General features: G+C 39.3%; 17 protein-coding genes and 1 pseudogene. 7 read left to right on the top strand and 11 right to left on the bottom strand.

What is annotated here, in order from left to right; translation table 11 throughout:
- Nucleotides 1-110: 110 nt before the first annotated feature.
- Nucleotides 111-1,958: an asparagine synthase (glutamine-hydrolyzing) gene (gene asnB / locus Q5794_RS03480; protein ID WP_214984680.1), complete on the bottom strand. Its 1,848-nt coding sequence runs from the start codon at nucleotides 1,956-1,958 to the stop codon at nucleotides 111-113.
- A 171-nt stretch (nucleotides 1,959-2,129) separates the two neighbouring features.
- Between asnB and Q5794_RS03475 the strand changes: the two genes are divergently transcribed.
- Entirely contained in the window at nucleotides 2,130-2,690 is a 561-nt protein-coding gene (locus Q5794_RS03475) for a DUF2777 domain-containing protein (RefSeq protein ID WP_013055361.1), read from the top strand.
- Between the two features lie 41 nt (nucleotides 2,691-2,731).
- Here the strand turns inward: Q5794_RS03475 and Q5794_RS03470 are convergent, their stop codons facing one another.
- Complete coding sequence (locus Q5794_RS03470; protein ID WP_116515066.1) at nucleotides 2,732-3,079, bottom strand: DUF1516 family protein; 348 nt, start codon at nucleotides 3,077-3,079, stop codon at nucleotides 2,732-2,734.
- 78 nt (nucleotides 3,080-3,157) lie between these two features.
- Entirely contained in the window at nucleotides 3,158-4,330 is a 1,173-nt protein-coding gene (locus tag Q5794_RS03465) for a DUF418 domain-containing protein (protein ID WP_214984678.1), read from the bottom strand.
- A 198-nt stretch (nucleotides 4,331-4,528) separates the two neighbouring features.
- Between Q5794_RS03465 and Q5794_RS03460 the strand changes: the two genes are divergently transcribed.
- The 6 genes from Q5794_RS03460 to Q5794_RS03435 all read left to right on the top strand — a co-directional run bounded on the left by Q5794_RS03460 (nucleotide 4,529) and on the right by Q5794_RS03435 (nucleotide 6,757).
- Entirely contained in the window at nucleotides 4,529-4,750 is a 222-nt protein-coding gene (locus tag Q5794_RS03460; RefSeq protein ID WP_013055358.1) for a spore germination protein, read from the top strand.
- Nucleotides 4,751-4,780: 30 nt separating this feature from the next.
- Entirely contained in the window at nucleotides 4,781-5,056 is a 276-nt protein-coding gene (locus Q5794_RS03455; protein ID WP_029324687.1) for a spore germination protein GerPB, read from the top strand.
- An 89-nt stretch (nucleotides 5,057-5,145) separates the two neighbouring features.
- A complete protein-coding gene (gene gerPC / locus Q5794_RS03450; RefSeq protein ID WP_057239572.1) occupies nucleotides 5,146-5,862 on the top strand; it encodes a spore germination protein GerPC in 717 nt (238 codons plus the stop codon).
- Nucleotides 5,859-6,035: a hypothetical protein gene (locus Q5794_RS03445; RefSeq protein ID WP_013055355.1), complete on the top strand. Its 177-nt coding sequence runs from the start codon at nucleotides 5,859-5,861 to the stop codon at nucleotides 6,033-6,035. The genes gerPC and Q5794_RS03445 overlap by 4 nt, the downstream gene beginning before the upstream one ends.
- 12 nt (nucleotides 6,036-6,047) lie before the next feature.
- Entirely contained in the window at nucleotides 6,048-6,476 is a 429-nt protein-coding gene (locus tag Q5794_RS03440) for a spore germination protein GerPE (RefSeq protein ID WP_057239574.1), read from the top strand.
- Nucleotides 6,477-6,538: 62 nt separating this feature from the next.
- Entirely contained in the window at nucleotides 6,539-6,757 is a 219-nt protein-coding gene (locus Q5794_RS03435) for a spore germination protein (RefSeq protein WP_013055353.1), read from the top strand.
- 46 nt (nucleotides 6,758-6,803) lie between these two features.
- Here Q5794_RS03435 and Q5794_RS03430 read toward each other — a convergent pair whose 3' ends face one another.
- The 8 genes and pseudogenes from Q5794_RS03430 to Q5794_RS03395 form a co-directional block, all read right to left on the bottom strand.
- Nucleotides 6,804-7,109, bottom strand: coding sequence for an HNH endonuclease (locus Q5794_RS03430; protein ID WP_214984676.1), 306 nt, complete (start codon nucleotides 7,107-7,109; stop codon nucleotides 6,804-6,806).
- 14 nt (nucleotides 7,110-7,123) lie between these two features.
- A pseudogene (locus tag Q5794_RS03425) lies at nucleotides 7,124-7,621 on the bottom strand (SbcC/MukB-like Walker B domain-containing protein); the annotation flags it as partial.
- 1,568 nt (nucleotides 7,622-9,189) lie between these two features.
- The gene (locus Q5794_RS03420; RefSeq protein WP_374988681.1) at nucleotides 9,190-10,515 is read right to left on the bottom strand and encodes an AAA family ATPase; all 1,326 of its coding nucleotides are present in this window, start codon (nucleotides 10,513-10,515) and stop codon (nucleotides 9,190-9,192) included.
- On the bottom strand, nucleotides 10,512-11,696 hold the full coding sequence (locus tag Q5794_RS03415; protein ID WP_192996546.1) for an exonuclease SbcCD subunit D: 1,185 nt from the start codon (nucleotides 11,694-11,696) through the stop codon (nucleotides 10,512-10,514). The genes Q5794_RS03420 and Q5794_RS03415 overlap by 4 nt, the downstream gene beginning before the upstream one ends.
- 54 nt (nucleotides 11,697-11,750) lie before the next feature.
- Nucleotides 11,751-15,488, bottom strand: coding sequence for a helicase-exonuclease AddAB subunit AddA (gene addA / locus Q5794_RS03410; RefSeq protein WP_374988680.1), 3,738 nt, complete (start codon nucleotides 15,486-15,488; stop codon nucleotides 11,751-11,753).
- A complete protein-coding gene (gene addB / locus Q5794_RS03405) occupies nucleotides 15,481-18,981 on the bottom strand; it encodes a helicase-exonuclease AddAB subunit AddB (protein WP_374988679.1) in 3,501 nt (1,166 codons plus the stop codon). The genes addA and addB overlap by 8 nt, the downstream gene beginning before the upstream one ends.
- Nucleotides 18,982-19,243: 262 nt before the next feature.
- Nucleotides 19,244-19,984: a 3-oxoacyl-ACP reductase FabG gene (gene fabG, locus Q5794_RS03400; RefSeq protein WP_013055347.1), complete on the bottom strand. Its 741-nt coding sequence runs from the start codon at nucleotides 19,982-19,984 to the stop codon at nucleotides 19,244-19,246.
- A 580-nt stretch (nucleotides 19,985-20,564) separates the two neighbouring features.
- Nucleotides 20,565-21,182 carry a TVP38/TMEM64 family protein gene (locus tag Q5794_RS03395; RefSeq protein WP_013081701.1) on the bottom strand — a complete coding sequence of 206 codons (618 nt, stop codon included), beginning with the start codon at nucleotides 21,180-21,182 and terminating at the stop codon, nucleotides 20,565-20,567.
- Nucleotides 21,183-21,250: the final 68 nt, after the last annotated feature.

Genomic DNA, 21,250 nt, shown 5'->3' with positions numbered 1-21,250 from the left:
TAAAGTTATACAAAAATAGACTGCGGTCTTCTTCTCTAGTTAAACGTACAAAAAAGAGAAACAGATGACTTATTTCATAAAAAAAAACCCTCTGTACTGAGAGGGTCCTGTCATTCAACAATTTGAATATTATTGTGAGTAAACCAGACGTGAATTTGAGCTAGATGAGCTAGCAGCTGAGGTCCTGTCATTAATTGACCAAACCACGGTGCTTTAAATCCTTCTCCGCCTGTATCAATAATATGCTTTAACTGTTGCTTATCAAAAAATTCATGAAGAGGTGACTGTTTATCTTGTAAAAGAGATTGAAGCCATACAGTTACAGCTTTTGTATAAGCTGGGTTATGCGTTTTAGGATAAGGGCTTTTCTTGCGATAAAGAACATCATGAGGCAAAATTCCTTCAAGCGCTTTTCGTAAAATCCCCTTCTCTTTATTGCCCGTCATTTTCATCTCCCACGGAATATTCCATGCATATTCCACAAGGCGATGATCTGCAAAAGGTACGCGTACTTCTAAGCTCGCGCCCATGCTCATACGATCTTTACGATCTAATAAAGTTGTCATAAACCAAATCTGATTTAAATAAAAAAGCTTTCTCCGCTGCGCATCTTCTAACGATTCACCTTCTAATTCAGGCACTTCCTTTAATGTTTCTTCATATCTTGCACGCACATAATCTTCTAACTGTAATTTCTTTCTCCATGAACTTTGCAGCAAATCAATTCGAGCATCTAATGAACGCATCCATGGGAAGGTATCCGAAGACAAATCATGTTTTCGGTGAAACCACGGATATCCTCCAAAAATTTCATCCGCACATTCTCCTGATAAGCTCACAACAAAATCTTGTTTGATTTCACGGCAAAACCAAAGCAGCGATGAATCTACATCAGCCATTCCAGGAAGGTCTCTCACCTCTACAGCCTCTGTTAAATGCTGCACAAGGTCCTCCGTTGAAATAATGCAGCGATGATGATTTGTTTGAAACGTATCCGACATGAGCTTGATATAAGTTCCATCAGAATTTGGCTGAAACTCATTTGCTTTAAAAAATTTATCATTGTCTTCATAATCGATAGAATACGTATGAAGAGAGCCCTTGCCGCTTTCTTTGAACGCATTTGCAGCAATTGCTGTAATGGCGCTTGAATCTACTCCACCTGATAAAAATGTACAAACCGGGACATCCGACACTAGCTGTCTTACAATCGCGTCTTGCACTAAAAATTTAACTTTTTCTGTAGTTTCACCTAAATCATCTGTATGCTGCTCACTTTTTACGTTCCAGTATCGCCAAATTTTCAACCCGTTACGCGTAAGCGTGAGCGCGTGAGCCGGGCGCAATTCATTTATTTCTTTAAATACGCCGTGGCCGGGGGAACGAGAAGGTCCTAAGCCAAACACTTCTACTAATCCATCTAATCCTACTTCCGCTTTCACCTCAGGATGAGCTAATATCGCTTTTAATTCCGATGCAAATTGAATTCCGCCTTCATAAGATCGATAGAATAAGGGCTTCACTCCCATTCTGTCGCGTGCTATAAATAACTTTTCATTGGCTTCATCCCAGATTGAAAAAGCAAAGATACCGTTAAAATGATCTACGCATGATTCTTTCCATTCTATATAAGATGTTAGAAGTACTTCCGTATCTGAATGTCCCTGAAATTGATAACCTCTTTTTAGTAATTCTTTCCGAATATCTTCCGTGTTGTAAAGCTCTCCATTATAGCAAAGCGTATAGAGCTGTTCATTTTTTTCTCTTGTCATGGGCTGTCTTCCGCCTTGAGGATCTACTACAACTAAGCGTTTGTGCCCAAAAGCAACATGCTGCTGTGTCCATACGTTGGTGTCATCAGGACCTCTTTTCGATAAAGTGTCAGCCATTTTTGTTATTGTTGCTGTTTCATTTAAAAGCGATCGCTTTAAGTCGACCCAACCCGTTATACCACACATCGTTTATCATCCTTTCTTTCACGCTCTTGTTTATGAATGAAATAATGCCATTGTATGCACGCAATAGTTACAGTTGAATTGTCCTTATATTTTATTTTCACTTTCGAGTTATAAAGAGAGCTTTTTTAGGCAATAAAAAAATATGGATAAATTTCACACGGAGGTTTGATTATGAATCATTATTCTAAACAACAAGCTCTGAACAATCAGCCGCGTTCCTTCGTGATTGGTACGGTTGAATGTGTTGATTCACAGTGGATTTTCTTTGAAGATGAAAGTGACGAAGCTTCCATGCTCCATGAAGTAATGGATGATACATTAGAACTTCTTATTGATACACGCTGGGAAAAAGCCATTATGGTTGATGACCGTCAAATAAAGCTTCACGATGGAACGTATTTATTGCGAAATGGGGATAAGCTAAGACTGACTAAAAAGCTACCTTATGCATACGAACAGCTTCTTCAATCACTACCGAAAGAGACCTTTTTATCATTCACTCAGCACTTAAATTCATTAAAATTCTCTCTTTATGATTGTATTTACTGTCACAACACATTATGTTTTTTACCGACAGACGGTGATACAAAAGGTGCTAATTTTATCATTTATGACAATGAGGAAAAAATTTGTGCCGTTCAGCATTTATTCGAACGAGGCACGCATCACCTAGATCGATTTGAATATACCGTTAATGATGGAGAACGTTCAATGAATCTTTTTTTAGATTAAAACAAAAGAAAAAAGCTATCTTATCCAAGATAGCTTTTTTCTTATCCTAGTACGACATATCCGTAATAGAATACTAAGATAAGCGCAATTGCAAGAACTGCCCAAGCAACGCCTGTACGCTTTCTTTTTTCAGTACGAACAAGGACCATTTCCATTCCCACAAGCACTAACACTCCGGCAATCCCTTTAATGAGCGCTGCGCCTTGAAAATGATACCAAGCTGCTAACATATGCAGACCTGATACTAATACTAATAAGTATAGGAGTCTAGCCACCATATGTAGGATTTTTTGACCTTTAGCTTTACCTGCTCGATGTAAAATCAACGAAACCACAAACGAGATAATCAATAATGTCCAAAGCGTTACATGAATATGTAGTGGAGCCATTCATCTCACGTCCTTTCTGAAAATATCATATCATGAAAACCTTTCCTTCACCAATAATATAAGGAAGGAAAAGGATTTTTAGCGGCTGCGTCCATAAGTAGCATACCGAATGAGTTTTTCAAGCGGCCCATCTGAAAATAGGCTCATCCATATCCAGCTTCCCAGCAGTTGAATAAAAATGATAATCCCCGCAATAGCCAAACCTTCTACAATTGAAATATGTCCGTAGTATCCTAACCCATATGAGTAAAAAAGAAATGTACATACAATGGACTGGACAATATAATTAGTTAAAATCATTCTCCCCAAAAGGGCAAATGGCTGCATGACTTTTTGAATAGATACACTTCGCATAGCTAATGTGACCAACGTTACAATAAAAATTGCTCCTGCCGTTCCTCCGATTGTATCGTGAATATAAGATGTCGCTACATTGTGATCTAAAACATACGGCAATACAGATGATGCTGCATACACGATGAATGAAATAAGACAAAGCCACTTTGTCTCCACTATGTATTCTTCTATTTCTTCGAACCACTCGCTTTTTGCCATAAAACCGCCTAATAAAAACAGTGGAAATAACGATAAAAACAGAAAAGGAACCGTATTTAAATTATACGCGTAGTACCAATCAAGCAAGCGCTGATGAAAGATTGACGCAAAACTTCCGTGTCCATATGCTTGAAGCGCTTGGTCAATAATAGGCTGGTGAATTCCCGCTGCTGTATCTCCTTCATTAACAAAAGCCGCTACTGTTAAAATAACAATCATAATCACAGCATAAATGCTAAATATTCCAATTCCCCACGCTAATAACACTTCTTTCTTTGCTTCTTGAAAAAATAGCATGATCAAAGCAAAGAAGCTGTACATCACAATCATATCACCGTGCCAAATAAATAAAGCATGAATAGCCCCAACGAGAAGCAGAGCCGTGATTCTTCGTACATAAAAAGGAGTAAAGCTTACTTGCCTTTCGTATGTACGCTGGAACATTTTCATAAAACCAAATCCAAACAAAATAGCGAGCAGCGCGTAGCCTGTCTGCCCTACAACTACATCAACTAATCCATTAGCAACATAATTCATTCTTGAACCGTCGAACAAATTATGGTCGTAATAGGAAGCAGGTGAATAAAAATCCGGCATGTTCATGAGCAAAATACCAATAAGCGCCATTCCTTTTAATACATCCGCTGCCTCAATGCGCTGTTCTTTATCAGCTGCGTTCATTTTGAAACATTTCATTCTTTCACACCTTACATTATTTCATTATTGCTTTCACATTATATCGAACGCAAAAGTTTTTCTTCAATGTTTACTATTTCCATTCCTATCTTTAATGTTTTGCTTACTCTCGGCATATAGATAAAGAAAAAGCATTAATCACCTTTTTGTCTAGGCTTCATATGCTGTTACTAGACTAAATTAAAAGGGTGTTTGCCTATGCCTGCCATTGTTGGTGTTGTTAATCTTAACAGTGTTGGTTCAGCCAGCGTCTTTCATATTGGAGATGTTTATACAATAGCCCCTATTTCCACTGCTAAAACATTTGCCGGCGCAGGTTCGTTTAATACAGGTGACGGATTATATGTTGTGAATCAACAGAGCTCAACCAATACGTCAGACAATGACGTAAATGATCAAAATGTCGCTGGAAATCTATAATAGAAATGAAGCTCATACAGGAGGATGCTTATGAACTTTTATGTGAATCAAAGTATCTGTATTCAAAGTATGAAAATCAGTGCTGTAAGTAACTCTTCGGTACTTCAAATTGGAAGCGTCGGTGTCATTAAACCAAACTCAAATCTCTTTAATACAGGAGGATTTACAGGCGCCGCACCTACTGAAACAAAAAAAGGCATTCTTGGATCTGTTTCTCCTTCTACCTTTACTCCCGGAACCGGCGCGGGCACTGCCCCAGCTCCTTTTTCACAGTCGTTAACTCCTCCAGCTCGAGACAACGACTGACATGTTACAACCTTCATCGCCATATGTATATATATAACTATTTTCTTTATCAGAAGATAAGGGAATTGAGGTGATTGAAGGTGGATAACATGAACTATATTCAGCAAGTACATCAGTATGTTCAGCAAATGTCTTCGTATATTCAGCAGCAAGAAGGACGCATTGCACAGCTTGAAAAAAACGTACAAGAACTTCAGCAAAAAATAAAAGAATTAGGTGAACAGCCACCTATTAAAATTGATAAAATTGAATATAAATTTGAACAGTTAAAAATTGATTCATTAGATGGAACATTAAATATTGGATTAAATCCTCTTACGCCTGATAATTTAGAAGATATCATTATCAATGAGAAACCAGAAGTAACGTTTTCGCAAGGAGCTCAGCCGCAGGGGCAGCCGCCTCAAGGTGAGCAGCCGGGACAACCCGGAGGTCCTGGACCGCAAAATCCTAGCTTAAAACCATTGGACCGTCAGCTAGAAAAACAGTGGGTCTCTGATATCCACGAAACGATTTTAGCTGAACTTAATCAATATGGATTTTCTATGGTTCAACATGTGCTTGATGAGCGCTCGATGATGATTGATGAATCGTACTACGAGTTTATTTTAGAAGATATTAAAAAGCAGCTGCAGCAGCGGATTACTTTTTATATACAGCAAGTTCAGCCGGAAGAAATGGAACGAAATTTTGAACAAATCAAACCTCAAATTATCGGTAAACTTTATGAAGATATGAAAAAAGGAATTGACGCATTTTTAACGTATTTACCTGAATCTTTAAAGAAAGGTGGACCCCCTTCATGAACTTTAATGTTGTAAACCGCGAATTGCTTGTTGGAGACGTTAGTATTACAGGTGTATCTTCTTCTTCTCTTTTTTTAATTGGTGATGCCAATTACATCTCTCTATCCTCAACATTTGATACGCCGGCTGAATCTTTGATTATCGGCCCTTATGTTCCACTATCGTTATCATAAAGGAGCTTACCTATGCTTTCACGCACATCTTCTGTTAATTATATAGAAATTAATTCCTTGTCGGCGAGCTCCTTTTGCCAAATTGGAGATTCAACAGAAATTCATCTACTTAATAAAGCTTTAGCTGATCGGAGACAGTATCCGTTTTTCTACGGTCGAGAAGGAAACTTTGATGATTACGCTATCTTTAATGAGCCTATTCCTCATGGCGATTACGAACCTATTCCCGTTCAAACATGGAATGAAATACCTTTGATCCGCGTTAACAGAATTGATATAAAGGGATGCTCATTCTCATCAGTTATTCATGTTGGCTCAACGTGCAATGTTTATGCAGAAGCTCGCATTAAGCATATTCGTGAACTGATCAATGATGAACCTTCAAAAGAAGCTGAAGCAGGAACATCAAGTAGTGCTTCTTCACAAGCTAGCAGCAGTTAGTGAACCTTTTAAAAAGCTGCTCATATACTAAATTAATATCACGAAAAAAGGGTGTGAATCTCATGCCAGCAATAATTGGGCCCGTTAGTATCACGAGCGTCGGAGGCGGTGTCGTAACGTTTGGAGATACGTTTTATGTTTCTCCAAAAAGCGCTGCTAAAACAGCGTCAGGCTCTGGTTCTTTAAATACAGGTAACTTTGTTAATACAAATAACGGCATTTCCGGAACAAATACGTTAGATCCAGATTTATTCGATCAAAATATAGCAGCAAATGCTTAAAAAAACCCCTTATCTTTGCTATTAAAGCAGATAAGGGGTTTTTTATTCACTTGGATTTTCGGATGTTTGATTTCTTTGTTTTAGGTAATTTAGAAGAAGGCTGTTTACGAATCCATTTAATAAAAGAGCTAATTTTAGAATCAGCTTGTAATAAAGAAATCGTATTAAGACGAATGGCTAATTCATCATTTTTATATAATGCATGAATTTGTTTATGACACGGAATACATAAGTTTGCCGTTGGTTCAAACGCTCCGCCCATTTCCTTTGGCGTTAAATGATGTACGGTCGTCAAGACATCCTGCCTTCCGCATAATTCGCATGTTCCTATCCGCCTGTCTTTTTTCTTCATATAGATTTCCTTCCCTATAAAGTTTCTACTCTTACACTAGTTCCTTTGCCAGATGGCTCGGATGGCTCAACAATCAAACGTTTTGGCAGACGAGCGCGAAGTTCTTGAACGTGACTGATTACTCCAATTGATAAATTATTTGATTGAAGCTTTTCAAGCGCTGTAACAACGGTATCAAGAAGCTCTCCATCAAGTGTTCCAAATCCTTCATCTAAAAAGAAAAACTGCAGTGGATATTCTCCTCTTAGCTGAATTTGTGCAGATAATGAAAGGGCTAAAGCCAGCGAAGTTAAAAACGTCTCTCCACCAGATAAAGTTGAAACCGGACGTTTTACGCCTCCATTTGCATCATCTCTCATAATAAAGCCGCCTTGGGAATCAACTTCAATCGCATAGCGCTGACGTGTTAATATACCCAGACGCTCTGAAGCATCTCGGCTAACGGACATCAGCTGTTCTTCAGCAATATATTCCACGAAAGCATTTCCTTTAAATACTGTTTGAAGCTTTTGATACTGTTCAAATAACGCTTGTTTTTCTTCACGGTCTTGTTCAAGCACTAAAAATCGCTCATGTCGTTCTTTGACGCTTTTTAACGTTTGCTCAGCTGCTCCCTTGAGCTGAACGGCTTCTTTCACAGCCGCTTTTATATCATGAAGCAGCTGCTGAGTTTCTTCAAATTGCTGCTCTTCTATGGACTGGTGATTCAGCTGGATATTTAACTGTTCAATTGATGACTTCATCTGTTTTATGTTGTCCCAATAAGCCTGAACAGTTTCATCCAACAATTTCATCTCCTCATGTGATAACAAAGCTTGCTGAACTTCTTTTCCTTCGCTGAATAAAGAATTCCCTATAGCTTCTTCCCATTTTTCAGCTGCTTTTTTATACTGCATATGAGCTGTTTCTAGAGATTCGCTCGCTGCTTTTTCATCCATTTGCAGCGTTTGATACGCTTTTTGAACAGTCTGCCAATGTTGATATGCCTGCTGTTCATTCGTCTCTAACTCCGCAAGTAAAAGAACTGTTTTTTGCAGCGCCTGTTCAATATCTTCTTGATCTGTAAGCGTACGCAAGCGTTCAATTTGCGAGTGAACAAGAGATTGTTTATGAGACAGCATTGCTTTTAATTCTGTAAATTCTTTTTCGCCCGCATATTTCTCTTCTTTTAGACGTTCGATTTTCTTTTGCTGATTTTCAAAAAATACGCTGCTTTTTTCAATTCGAGCTTTTATTGTCTGCTCTTCTTTTTCTCTTTCAGTCAGCCTTTCATTAATTTTTTCCATCTCTTCAAATACAAAGGAAGGATAGTCTTGTTGAAAAGCTTCTTTTCCTGCTTGTAGCGCCTGTTTTTGCTGATTTACTTTTCCTTCTAATTCAGCTTGTTCTTTTTGATAATGAGCAAGCTCTAATTCAATCTTTTCAAGACTTTGCTGGACCTTTTGTATCTGCCCGAGAATTGCCTGCTGTTTTTCACTTACCTGCAAATAATCCTGCTCAAGAGATTTGATTTCAACTTCTATTTTCTTAGCATAATGGCCAAAGGCATCTGTATCCATTTCTCCTAAAGCAGGAACTTCGCCAGCTTCGTTCATAAACTCAGCTAACTCAGGTATTTTTTCAACAAGAGGTTTAGCTAGCTGTTCAAGCAGCATTTTGAGCGACGAATAGCTAAATCGCTGTTCACGCAATTGATTGACTTGATCTTCGAACTGATCAGCTGATTCAGTTGTGACGTCATCTTCTTGTTGGTGTAACACGAGGTTAGGGTGATGCTCAGAGCCACAAACTGGACAAGGCTCTCCTTGGGTCAGCTGCTCAGCTAATTGATGAGCCAGACGGCGTGACCATTCTTTTTCTTTGCGTCTTTTTAGATCGCTCATTAAACCATCTGCTTGTTGAAAAAGCTGCTGAAACTCTTTTTCCCGCTCACATACAGTGTGATACAAGCCTTGAATATCTGAAAATAACCCTTTACTTTGTTCTATTGTTTGCTGATATCTCTCTTGGTGTGTTTGTTTTTGTGTGTGCAAATGCTTAAGCTGTTCGGCTTTTTCTTTATACGTTTTTTGACCTTCATCTAGGTTTTTTTATCGTTATTCCATACTTGATAACGGTAGAATGCTTGCTGAACAGCCTGCCGATAATCAGGTTGAATCTCCACTTTTGTTAATGCTTCTTTTAACTCTTTTTGAAGAGTTAAGCCTTGCTGATACCGCTTATCTGCTTCCATTAATTCATCATTTTTCGCTTGAAGTGCCTGCTGCTTTTGCTGAAGAGAAACTTCCGCTTCTTTTATTTCTTGCTGTCCTTCTTTAATTTGTTTTTGAAGATCAGAAGCTTGTTGAAGCTGTTCTTTTTGAACAACTAATTTGGGCTGCTGTTCATTTTTTTGTAAGCGAGCCTGCTCATATAAACTATTCGATCGCTTATATTCCTCATTTTTTTGAACAATTTGTGCTTTTAATTTTTCCACTTTATCTTCGTAAAGCTTCTGCTGTTTTTCAGCTTGTTCAAATGTTTCTAAATAAGGAAAAAGACGCTCTGCCTGCTGAGCTTTCGTCAGCACATCTTGCTTTTGTCTAATCTCCTCTTCCTGCTTAGAAGCATGCACTAGTTTTTCTTCTAGCAGTATTTTTTCCTGCTGCGCTTTCCAAAGAGACGCCTGCTGATCGTATCTTTCCTGCAAATCAGACGCTTCTTTTTCTCGTTTTTCCAAAAGTACAATGCTATCACTTACAAGCTGCTCGGCTTCCGTTACTTTCTCTGTTGAAGCTTCACCTAACCCTGTTTGTTCTGCCGTGATTTTATCTAGGTCTGTCTTTAGCTGCTGAACTTGATAGCGTATTTTCTTACTAAGCTGATCTCCGTACTGCTCGAGATTAAAAAGACGCTGAAGCATTTGACGACGCTCGGTCCCTTTTAACGATAAAAACTCCGCAAATTTTCCTTGCGGTAATACAACAGCTCTTGTAAAATCATCAATTGTTAAACCAAGAAGCTCCTGTACCTGCTGGTTTACATCATTTGTTTTATCTGCTAATACGTACGTTTCATCTTCGATTTCAATCAATCGACTTGAAGCTGATTTTACACGAAGCTCATCCGTCCGTTTAAAGCTTCGTTCAACAGTATAGCGTTTTTTATGACTAGCGTTTTCCAGCTCGAACGTAAACGATACTTTCAGTTCATTTTCCCCGTGATTTAAAATTCCTTGTGTATTATTGGCTGCACGCTCTACTTTTCCGTATAAAGCTAGTGTAATGGCATCCAAAATGGAGGATTTCCCGCTTCCTGTAGGACCAAATATTCCAAACACACCGCCTGAACACAGCGCTTCAAAATCGACAGTTTGTTTTTCTCTAAAACTGTGAAGCCCCGAAACGGTCAAGTTAATAGGTTTCATTTTTCATCCTCCTTTCCCGATACTTCTTCATCGTTAATCAAGGTTAAAAACAGTTTGACTAATTCAGTATCTGGTGCCCCTCCGCCGGTTTGCCTGCTGTAGAACTTTGCAAACAGTTCTTCGATCGGCACTTCGCGCTGTGAACGTGTTTCAATTGCTAGTTCTTCTGCTTTGAATACCGGACGGATATGAATAAAGCCTGGATGAAGCTTGCGAAGGCGATGGATTTCTTCTAGTGAAAGTGCATCTTCTACGTGAACTTCTAAATCAACCCATGCTTGCGTATCTTTTTGCTCATCAAGCCATGTATATACTTCTGACAATCCGTTTTTCGCTTTCCAACGTGTCAAAGGCTTTCCGCTAGATAATGGAATTTCAGTCATTTCAATCTCTTTTCCTGGCTTAGCATCTAAAATGGTAACGGACTTTGCATATCCTGTCTCTGAAAAACTATAAGCAAGAGGTGAACCGGAATATCTTGCAAGGGTGTTGGCGCGATTGATCATTTGCGGGCGATGCAAATGTCCTAATGCTACATATTGAGCATTAGCAGGTAAACTAGTTGCCGCCACCGTATAAGCTCCTCCTACTTCAATTGGACGTTCTGAGTCCGTTGAACTTCCACCTGCTACGTAAATATGACTCATGGCAATATTAACGGTATCTGTTGTGAACTGCTCACTCATTTTATCGAAAATACCTTTTACTCTGGCATCATATGAGTTTCGAAGAGCCAGCTCATCATTTTCTTCTGCTAAAAGTTCCTTTAACCTTGATTCAGATGGGTAAGGAAGAGCCGCAACCTTTAACATTTCATCTGATGTAGGAATGTGAATGCTTTCTACATCGGTAGTAGGCAAACCAAGAAGCGTAATATTTTGATAAACAGCTAATGGAGAAGCCGCCGACAGCCGATCTGGGTTATCATGATTACCTGCAATAACAATAATCGGTCGTTTTCCATTGTTGCTCAACCTAGACATACTTTCGTAAAAAAGCTGCTCTGCCGCTGCTGGAGGGTTAACCGTATCAAAGGCATCTCCCGCCATGAGAATCGCATCTATCTTTTCTTCTTCCACAATGTCTGCCAGTTCATCTAAAAACTGTGCTTGCTCAGCCAGACGGCTTCGACCCTCTAACGTTCGCCCCAAATGCCAATCCGCTGTATGTAATAAACGCATGTTACTCTCTCCTTATTGTCGAAAAAAGAAGAAGACTAGCGTCTTCTTCTTTTCTTATATTTCAACAGCATGTCCACCATCTAAAAAGTACAGATAGCGATGCTGCACAGGTTGTTTTACAATCCGCTCAATGGCCTTTGCGTAAAGCTCTAACTGAATGCGGTATCTGTCAATTAGAAATGGTTTTGCTCGTTCAAAATCTCCTTGAAAACGATCCGAAATATTATCCGTTTTAAAATCAAGTAAAATGAGGCCTTCTTCCGTTTCATACAAACAATCAATAATACCTTGCACTAAAATTGTTTCGTTTTCCTGCTCCCAGTGATCATAGATTTCTTTAGCGGAGACACCTAAACTAAAAGGCATCTCCCTATAAACCGTGCGAGCCGTTCGAATACCTTGTGCAATGTCACTGTCTAAAAAGTCTGCTACATCATTTGCATCAACAGCATCCGCTTGTTCTTGCGTCAATAATTCTTTGGTAACCATTGATTGAATAAAGTCTTGAACCATTTCAAGGGTATAAGCTTTATTTAATGGAAGCTGCTGCATAACGGCATGTGTAGCTGTTCCTCTTTCAGCTCCTGTGAGAGATTTCTCTTGAAGAAACAGAGGACGATTTTCAAGAGGTGCTTTAGATCCCCGAACGAGATCGTCGCTTCCACCTGCATCCGTCAGCTGCTGCTGCCTTTTTAGTTCAGAAACAGATTGCTTCGAACGATGAACGGAAGCTACACGATAATCATAAGACCAATTTAAGCGTCTATACACTTCGTCTTTATAATCGCTCGATTCTGAAACTGGCTCATGCTTTTGAAGAGCGTTTAAAAGCTCTTCATGATGCTGCTGCTCTTCAAGAGGCTGTTCGGCTAAATCACCTGCTAATAACGTTGAAAGTTTCCAGCTTGAAGCATGCTGATGAATCATCTCAGCCGGCTGGACCTCTCCTTCAACCATATGACTAACATCTTGGTGACGAATTAAAGAAGGTCCAATCCAGTCTAAATAACATTTTGCATCTCTTCTCACGTGAGCTGGAAGCGTCCAATCTTCATGTGCCATAACGGAGCTCCATTGTCTGAGCTTTTCTGATGCATCTTTTACTGTTCCAACTAAAATAAGTTTTTCTTTCGCACGCGTCAAAGCTACGTATAATACCCGCATTTCCTCTGCCATGCTTTCTTTTTTCATTTTTTTCTTCATGGTCTGCTGAAGAAGAGTAGGGTACGTAATACGCAGTTTTGGATCAATATATTTAGATCCAAAACCTAGTTCTTTATCAAGTAAATATGCTTTATTCAAGTCCATTAAGTTAAACTGACGAGCAAGACCAGCTACAAAAACAACAGGAAACTCAAGACCTTTACTGCTGTGGATCGTCATCAAACGCACCACATCTTCTTGTTCTCCCAGTGCTCGAGCAGCTCCTAAATCGTTCCCTCGGTCCTGCATGCGTTCAATAAAGCGTAAAAATCGAAATAGACCTCTAAATGAAGTTGCCTCGTACTGGCGAGCGCGATCGTAAAGAGCACGTAAATTGGCTTGACGCTGTTTCCCGCCAGGAAGTCCGCCAACAAATTCAAAGAAACCCGTATCGCGGTAAATTTGCCATACTAGTTCTGACAAAGAGCTTTGTCTAGCTTGTGTTCTCCATGCTTTTAACTGCTCATAGAAATACTTTACTTTATCGCGAAGTTCTTCATCATCTGAAACCGCTAAGTACGTTTTTAACGCATCGTAATACGTTCCTTTCTTTTGCTCTGCTCTCAGTGTAGCTAACTCTTCATCTGAAAGCCCTACTACCGGCGAGCGAAGAACAGAAGCTAACGGAATGTCTTGATGCGGGTTATCTACTACTTTTAATAAAGACATCATAATCATCACTTCAGTAGCATCAAAATAGCCTGTTGATAAATCGGCATAAATCGGCACGCCTTCTTGCTTAAATTCATCCATAATCTGCGCAGCCCAAGGCATGGAACGAAGCAAAATAACAAAGTCACGATACGTCACGTTTCTCATGATATCGAGCTTGCGATCATATATTTGAAAACGGTTTTGAACGAGCTCTTTGATTTTGCGCGCCATTGCTCTTGCTTCTAACTGAGCCGTTTCAAGCTCTGCTTCTGAAAAAGCGACGAGAGAAGAATCCGATTCTTCTTCCGCTCCTTCTTCTGCATTTTCTTTTGCAATTAGCAGAAGCTCCGTTTCCATTCCTTCCACTTTTGGATACGATGCTCCTAATTTTAAAGAAGCATCATCGTCATATGCAATTTCTCCTACTTCTTCATCCATCAGCTGGTTAAAAATAAAGTTTGTAGCATCAAGCACTTGAGAACGACTGCGGAAGTTTTTATTCAAATCGATACGTTTTCCGAACTGGCGACCATCTTGTGTAAAGCGCTTGTACTTTGTTAAAAACAAAAATGGCTCCGCTAAACGAAAGCGGTAAATGGATTGTTTTACATCTCCAACCATAAATAAATTCCCTTGTTCTTCACTATCTCTCGTCACTAATTTAATCAGTGTTTCTTGAACCATATTTGTATCTTGATATTCGTCAACAAGCACCTCTTCAAACTGAGTGCGATATTTTTGGGCAATGGACGAAGGCTTAAGCACTCCATCTTCTTTTACACTCAAGATTTGCAGGCAATAATGTTCTAAATCAGAAAAGTCCACTAACCCTTTCTCTTTTTTCATATGTTCATATCGTTCACCGAAGCGCTGAACTAAAAAGATTAGCGTTTCAATAACGGGCTTCATTTTCTCAAAATCAGCCATGTAGCCGTGCAAAGGCCTAGAAAACAAATCACCATGAAGTTTTTCAAGACTTGTTTTAGCTTTTTTGCGAAGCTCTCCGAAATCCTCTAAAAGCTGCGGGTCGTATGCTTCTCCTTTACATGGCTTTAAACGAGTAAAATTCAAATTCTGCATTTCCTCATGCAAATCAGCAAAAGAATGCTTAGAAGCGCTGAGCAGCCGATGAATTTGAGCCAGGTCTTCCTCTGCATTAACGGCGCGAGGAGCAGGCCCTCCTGGCAGCTTTGTTAACTCTAAGCCCTGTTTTAAAATCGACTCAATGCCCATCAGCTGCGTTGTTACTTCTTGTAAAAGAAAAGATAGAAACGGAAGTGAATCAATAGAAGAGTCTTCTGTCACATCATATTGACTCACGATCATTTCAAGCCAGCCGTTTGGGTCAGGGTTAGATCTTGCAAAGTCATACAGCTTTCTTACCATAAGCTGAATATCTAAGTCATTTCTGTCACTTGTATAACGATCAATTAAATCAAAGAATCGCTCGTTCTGTTCAATACTGTACTGTTCTTCAAACAATTCTTCTAATACTTCTTCACGCAGAAGATCCGCTTCCGTATCATCTGCAATCCGAAAACCAGGGTCTACATCGATCAAATAATAATACGTTCGAATGACTTCTAAACAAAAAGAATGGAGCGTAGAAATCGACGCACGGTTTAATAAATTAAGCTGTCTGCGCAGGTGCAAAGAAGATGGATTCTTTTTTAACTCTTTTTCCAATGCTTCTCCAATTCGATTTCTCATTTCGGCTGCAGAAGCATTTGTAAACGTAGCAACGAGTAATCTATCAACATCGGTTGGCTCATCACCCATCGTAATCTTTTTAATAATACGTTCAACTAAAACCGCTGTTTTTCCTGAGCCAGCCGCCGCGGCTACTAATATATCTTGACCGGATGAAACAATGGCGTTCCACTGATCATCCGTCCACTGGGAGTCGGCCGGTTTTACGTGTATATCTTCACTCATCTCGTTTGGCCTCCTCTCGAATTTTATCTAAAATAACACTTTGACTCTCTGTACTAAGCTGACGATATTCGTTGTTTTCCATTGATTCATCGAACTGACAAATTGAGCGGTATTCACAAAATGCACATGGTGTTTTATCTTTTAGTTTATAAGGCGAAATATCAATTTTCCCATTTGTAATCTCTGTACCTGCCTCCACGAATTTACCTCGCACATACTGACGGAGATGTGTAAAATCTTCTTCGCTCGCAACCGAAGAATTGGAATAAAAGCCCCCTGTCTTTTTAATGCCAGCTGATATAACCTGTGAGTGCCCTGATTCTAACGTTTCGTCCATTAACCTTACTGCTTCCTCGTCTCCTAAAAGCAGTCCTTTCATTTTAAACTTCTTGAAGATTTCAGCTTCAATTTGATCAGGCTGTAATGCTTTAGCACTGTTGATCATTGGATTATGAACGTGGAAATAAAGAACACCAGCAGGCAATGCTCCTCTATTATCATGAAGAAGCTGTTCAGCATACGTCACGACTATGTCTAAATAAGCTAAAATTTGAAGAGATAAACCGTAGTACACTTCCACTAAGTTTAATGCTTTATCGCTTGATTTATAGTCGACAATACGCAGTAAAAGTCCTTTTGAGCTTTCCGCTTTATCTACCCTGTCAATTCGGCCAACGAGTTCCATCGTATGGCCATTCGGCAGTGTGAACTGCATAGAAGGCAGCTCTGCACTAGGTCCAAATCCAAGCTCCAATCCAACAGGAACAAAGCCGCTCATCTTAGCGTGCTCACTTAACACAAGCGACGCACGTTCAATAATTTGCTGCAGCTTATGTGTTAAATAGTGGTGGCGATTCGAGCTCAATAAAATCTCATTTTGCAAGCGCGGAGCAAGTTCATGCACCGCAGCCGTAGAAAGCTGCTGACAGTCTTTTCTCGTTAAGTTCTTCCATTCTTTTTGACCGCCGCGAAGTTCGTCTGAAATCATTTTCAACGCCGCGTGAAATAACTCGCCTATGTCAGGAGCTGCTAATTTGAAAACTTTTCGTTCTTTAAGCTTGAGCCCGTGAGAAGCAAAATGCGCATATGGACAGGCTTCAAATTTTTCCATTCTCGATACGCTTGCTTGAATATGCTTTCCATACAGACGCTGACTCGTTTTCTTTGTTAACCGTTTTGCTTCATTTTGATAAAATAAGCTGCTTAGTACTTTCTCACTGTATGAGTTCCAATCTGAATTTTTCACATAAAAATTATATACATCCCACCAAGCGGAACTCATCGGATAATGGCGTTTCCATCCTTGCAGCTGGCTGGCTAAATGCGCGATGCTCGTTAAAGGATTTGTTATATAATCAACTTGCTTTTCTTCTTCTAAATCTGTAGGTTCCGTCATTAACAGCTTTTCCTGCAGGAGCGGAAATAGCTCTTTTACTCGATTAATAACGAGTGAAGGCAGCAGGGTCTTCCCTTCCTCATTGGCAAGAGGATACGAAACATAAAGTTTTTCCGAAGAGCTGGAAAGTGCTAAATAAATGAGAAATTGTTCGTCAAACAGCTTTTGTCTTCCAGTTGGCGCAAGTAATAAACCTGATTCAAGCAGCTGCTCTCTCTCCTTCTCAGATAACAGGCCATCGCTTTTTGGTTTAGCTGGAATCACACCGTCATTTACACCTAATACAAAGCTTGCTTTGATATCGGATAAACGCGAACGCTCAAAACTTGCCACAACCACTTGATCCAGTGCAGGCGGAACAAGTGCAAACTGCATGCTGTCAAGCCCTGTCTCAAATAGATCTGCGAACAAAGAAATCGATACTTTCTCTTCTCCCATCATTTCAACAAACTGATCAAATAAGTGAAGAATTGCTTTCCACACCTGCTCGTGCTCTCTTGCTTCTTGAAGCTTTCCTTCTTCTTCACATCGATTGCGCAGCGCTTCTATCTTTTGTGGAATATCTAGATTCGTTAAAAAACGATAGAGCGCTTCTGCTTTTTCTTTTCCTATTTTCGCTTGTTTTAATTTTTGCTGAAGCGAGTAAATAGGAGGGACAATCATATTTTTTAATTCATTTATTTTTTGTTCAAAAGCAAGCTCTTCGTCTGTTTTTCCAAGATTCATGTCTTCAAGCGAACGATATTTTCTGTAGGTAAATGGTTCCTTGCTCGTCCACTTAGATCCTTGAATACCGTAAGCAAGTACGTAGTTTTCTAATTCATCCATCTCTTCGCGAAGCTGGTGCACATCAGATGGCAAAGGAAATAAAAGATCTGTTTTCACTGCTCGAAAGATGGTTTCATATCGCCATGACCCGCTTACCACCTCTAAGACTGAGCGAATAAATTCAACGAGTGGATGGTGAAACATCGCTCGCTTTTGGTCAATAAAGTACGGAATTTCATAATCTCGAAAAATGGTTTGAAGCAAGTCATGATAATCCTCTGCATTTCTAACAATCAAGGCAATATCACGATAGCGATAGCCGTGATCGCGCACAAGTAACAGAACTTCTCTTGCAATCCCTTCAACTTCTGCTCTTCGGCTAACAGCCGGCAGCAGCTGAATGTGCTCGGGCTCTGACTGAAATTCCGGCGTTGGCCGTTCATCATAATATCGTTCTAAATAGGCAAGCTCTGGACTGTTTTGATGCCTTTTTTGTTCGTTAAATACGATTGGCTCTTGAATCTCTATCCCGTTTTCAGCCGCCAGGCCCATTATTTCTTGGTACGTTTCGCTCGTTAATCGAAACAAGTGCAAGTCATTTGGAATAAAATCTTGATATGAATAATCAGAAGTCACCGCTATTTTTACTTCTCTACAAACTTTCATCAGCTCTACTAATACGGTTAATTCTTGAGGAGTATAGTGATGAAATCCATCTACATAAATCGTTGCTTGAGCAAGGTAGGCAGAAGACGCTACTTTTTCACTCAGCAGCTTCAAATAATCTTCTCCATCTACATATTTCGTCATCAGCTGTTTTTCTAATTCTCCGTAAATGAGATGTAAATCATGTAATTTATCAGCAAGGACTTTCTCATCTTCTGCTTGAAGCTTTTTCTTCATCTCTTCGAGAGACGGGGCATCTACTGTGTACTGTTTAAATTCTTTAACCATTTTTTCTAGTTCTTCAATAAACCCTGCTTGTTCTGAAGAATTCGCAAACAGTCGAAGCGCTTCTTTTTGATGTTCGATAATTTTTTTAAGCATCATATGAATACCTGTTTGATCCACATGATAGCGGCTAATACCTCCCACTTCTTGCAGGATACGCCATGCAAGACGTGTAAAACTATAAACTTGAGCACGCATCATGCCTTCTAACCCAGGTGTTTGAACAAGCGCATACTCCGACTGAAATGTCATCTGTTCAGGTACAATATAAATAAGTGGATGCCCAAGCGGAGCATTTAACAGCTCTTGGCGCATGCTATTTAAAAGATATTCCGTTTTCCCGCTTCCTGAACGTCCTAATAAAAACTGTAGCCCCACGTTTTCACCCCTTCATTTTTTTCTCTATGTTTTCATTTGTTTAAGTACAAAATGGATAAACGCCACGTAAACACGTGACGCAGTCGTCAAAATTTTATAGTGATAATCATCTAAATCTCTCTATCTCTCTCCTTATTATTTTACTGAACTTGCAGACAAAATTCCACTTTGCCGATATGTGAAATGCTGGATGCAACAAAAAAACTTTTCAGTAGTCAAAAGACCACTGAAAAGTTTTAGAAAAGTGAATTATTTTCTACTTTTACATCATGATTCCACCATCTACATGAAGTGTTGTACCGTTAATATAGTTGGACTCATCAGATGCCAAATACAGATAAGCATAACCAATGTCAGAAGGCTGACCTAATCTTTGTAAAGGAATAGTGGATTTCATTTGATCAATGATTTTGTCTGGCATCGCCTTCACCATATCCGTCTCAATAAACCCGGGAGCTACAGCGTTTACATTAATTCCTTTTCGTCCCAGCTCTTTAGCCCATGTTTTTGTCATTCCTACTACGCCTGCCTTTGTCGCCGCATAGTTTGTTTGACCAACATTTCCATATACGCCAGATACCGAAGATGTGCTAATAATTTTCCCTTTACCTTGAGCAATCATATGCGGTACCACTGCTTGTGTACAGTGAAAAACGCCTGTAAGGTTTACGTTGATTACTGCTTGAAAATTTTCAACTGATAATTTGGTTAGCATTCCATCTCTGGTGATACCTGCATTGTTAATTAAAATATCTATTTTAGAGTAGCGTTTCACTACTTCTTCTACCATTGCATCTACACTGTCTCGATCCGCTACGTTCACTTGAAAAAATGCTACATCTCCGCCTTCTTCTTTTAGCTGAGCTGCTCGTTCTTCTCCCGTTTTTGCATCGTAGTCAACCATAGCGACCTTTGCACCCTCTTGTGCGAAAATTCGAGAAGCTTCGAACCCTAATCCATTTGCTGCACCCGTAATAATTGCCACTTTATCTTTTAATCTCATGTCACCCGCGCTATAAGACGCTTACTAACAACGATTAATCAGCAAGTCGCTTGAATCTTAGTAGCGCATTCCCCTCCTCAAAACGACGCCAAGCACGTCTTAATGATCATTCGGTGCTTTTCTAGTAATGATCCCTCTACTTACATCTTAGTAGTCAAGCTCAAAAATCATTCATATAATTTTTAAGAAAACGTTTTGAAATACATGAGGTGATAATACATGTTGAGAAAAAACATGTATATCTCTAGAAAACAAAGGGTTCATTACTTAGGTGCAACTAGGAATAGACGTCTAAGTTATTCCCAGTTTTTTCTTTTATTTTAGCATATTTTTCATAATTGATAAACAAAAAACTTGTTCATTGCTGGACAGATACTTTGTATGTGCATTGTTCTGCCAACCGAATAAACAGACAAATAACTTCTTTAAGAAAAATTTTAAGGTCCTTTCAAAAATGCTGTTGTATCCCTATAAGAAAAGGCTTTTCTATAGTTTATAGTACCCCTTTTGGCTGTATGTATAACAAAAGACTGCCTATTAAAAAGCAGTCTTTCATCACTATTTGTTATATATAAACAAACTATTTGTCATACTGTTTCACTTTAGATTTTTCATTTAATCTTCGTTCAATTTGTTTTCCAACAAGCCATAAGACAAAGATGATGACTAAAACAAGTACTGCCTTTAAGGGCTGTTTCACAAATGAAACAAAATCGGCTCCAATAAAACTCATCATAAATATCATCACCATTTTACCAGCTAATACAGCAAGCATAAACTGAGCCATACTGACACGGGATAGCCCTGCTACTACGTTAATTGCCGAAGAGGGGGTAAAAGGGAAACAAAGCATAATAAACAGCGGTCCGAAACCGTGTCTTTCTACCCAAATCATAATTTTTCGAATTTGTGCATGCCGGCTGATAAAATGCAAAAACCTGGCCTGTCCATATTTTCTAAAAATCAAAAAGACGAGGAGTGATCCAACGCAGCTGCCCACCCATGAAATTAAAAAACCTAACCATAAACCAAAAGCGGCAGCATTGGCCATTACAAACGCAAAAAGCGGCAAGATGGGGATAAACGCTTCTAAAATAGGCAACAGCAGCCCTGGAATGATTCCAAATGATTGATATTGTTTTAATAACTCGAGGACGCCGTCTAATGTCAAATAATGCTTTAATGTTTCAAAATCCATCGAATGTTCTCCTTATTTAAACAACTGTGCTACTTTTCACTTATTGTACTACTTTCCTTTACCAAACA

Origin of the sequence: Priestia megaterium (genome assembly GCF_041941685.1) — a bacterium.
In the GTDB taxonomy this organism is placed as follows: Bacteria; Bacillota; Bacilli; order Bacillales; family Bacillaceae_H; genus Priestia; species Priestia megaterium_C.
Note: the sequence above shows the minus strand (reverse complement) of the source record. Positions and strands in the feature narration are given on the sequence as shown.

Coding starts and splice junctions, on each gene's coding strand:
- asnB (WP_214984680.1), bottom strand. CDS start 1,958: ATGTGTGGTATAACGGGTTGGGTCGACTTAAAGCGATCGCTTTTAAAT.
- Q5794_RS03475 (WP_013055361.1), top strand. CDS start 2,130: ATGAATCATTATTCTAAACAACAAGCTCTGAACAATCAGCCGCGTTCC.
- Q5794_RS03470 (WP_116515066.1), bottom strand. CDS start 3,079: ATGGCTCCACTACATATTCATGTAACGCTTTGGACATTATTGATTATC.
- Q5794_RS03465 (WP_214984678.1), bottom strand. CDS start 4,330: ATGAAATGTTTCAAAATGAACGCAGCTGATAAAGAACAGCGCATTGAG.
- Q5794_RS03460 (WP_013055358.1), top strand. CDS start 4,529: ATGCCTGCCATTGTTGGTGTTGTTAATCTTAACAGTGTTGGTTCAGCC.
- Q5794_RS03455 (WP_029324687.1), top strand. CDS start 4,781: ATGAACTTTTATGTGAATCAAAGTATCTGTATTCAAAGTATGAAAATC.
- gerPC (WP_057239572.1), top strand. CDS start 5,146: ATGAACTATATTCAGCAAGTACATCAGTATGTTCAGCAAATGTCTTCG.
- Q5794_RS03445 (WP_013055355.1), top strand. CDS start 5,859: ATGAACTTTAATGTTGTAAACCGCGAATTGCTTGTTGGAGACGTTAGT.
- Q5794_RS03440 (WP_057239574.1), top strand. CDS start 6,048: ATGCTTTCACGCACATCTTCTGTTAATTATATAGAAATTAATTCCTTG.
- Q5794_RS03435 (WP_013055353.1), top strand. CDS start 6,539: ATGCCAGCAATAATTGGGCCCGTTAGTATCACGAGCGTCGGAGGCGGT.
- Q5794_RS03430 (WP_214984676.1), bottom strand. CDS start 7,109: ATGAAGAAAAAAGACAGGCGGATAGGAACATGCGAATTATGCGGAAGG.
- Q5794_RS03420 (WP_374988681.1), bottom strand. CDS start 10,515: ATGAAACCTATTAACTTGACCGTTTCGGGGCTTCACAGTTTTAGAGAA.
- Q5794_RS03415 (WP_192996546.1), bottom strand. CDS start 11,696: ATGCGTTTATTACATACAGCGGATTGGCATTTGGGGCGAACGTTAGAG.
- addA (WP_374988680.1), bottom strand. CDS start 15,488: ATGAGTGAAGATATACACGTAAAACCGGCCGACTCCCAGTGGACGGAT.
- fabG (WP_013055347.1), bottom strand. CDS start 19,984: ATGAGATTAAAAGATAAAGTGGCAATTATTACGGGTGCAGCAAATGGA.
- Q5794_RS03395 (WP_013081701.1), bottom strand. CDS start 21,182: ATGGATTTTGAAACATTAAAGCATTATTTGACATTAGACGGCGTCCTC.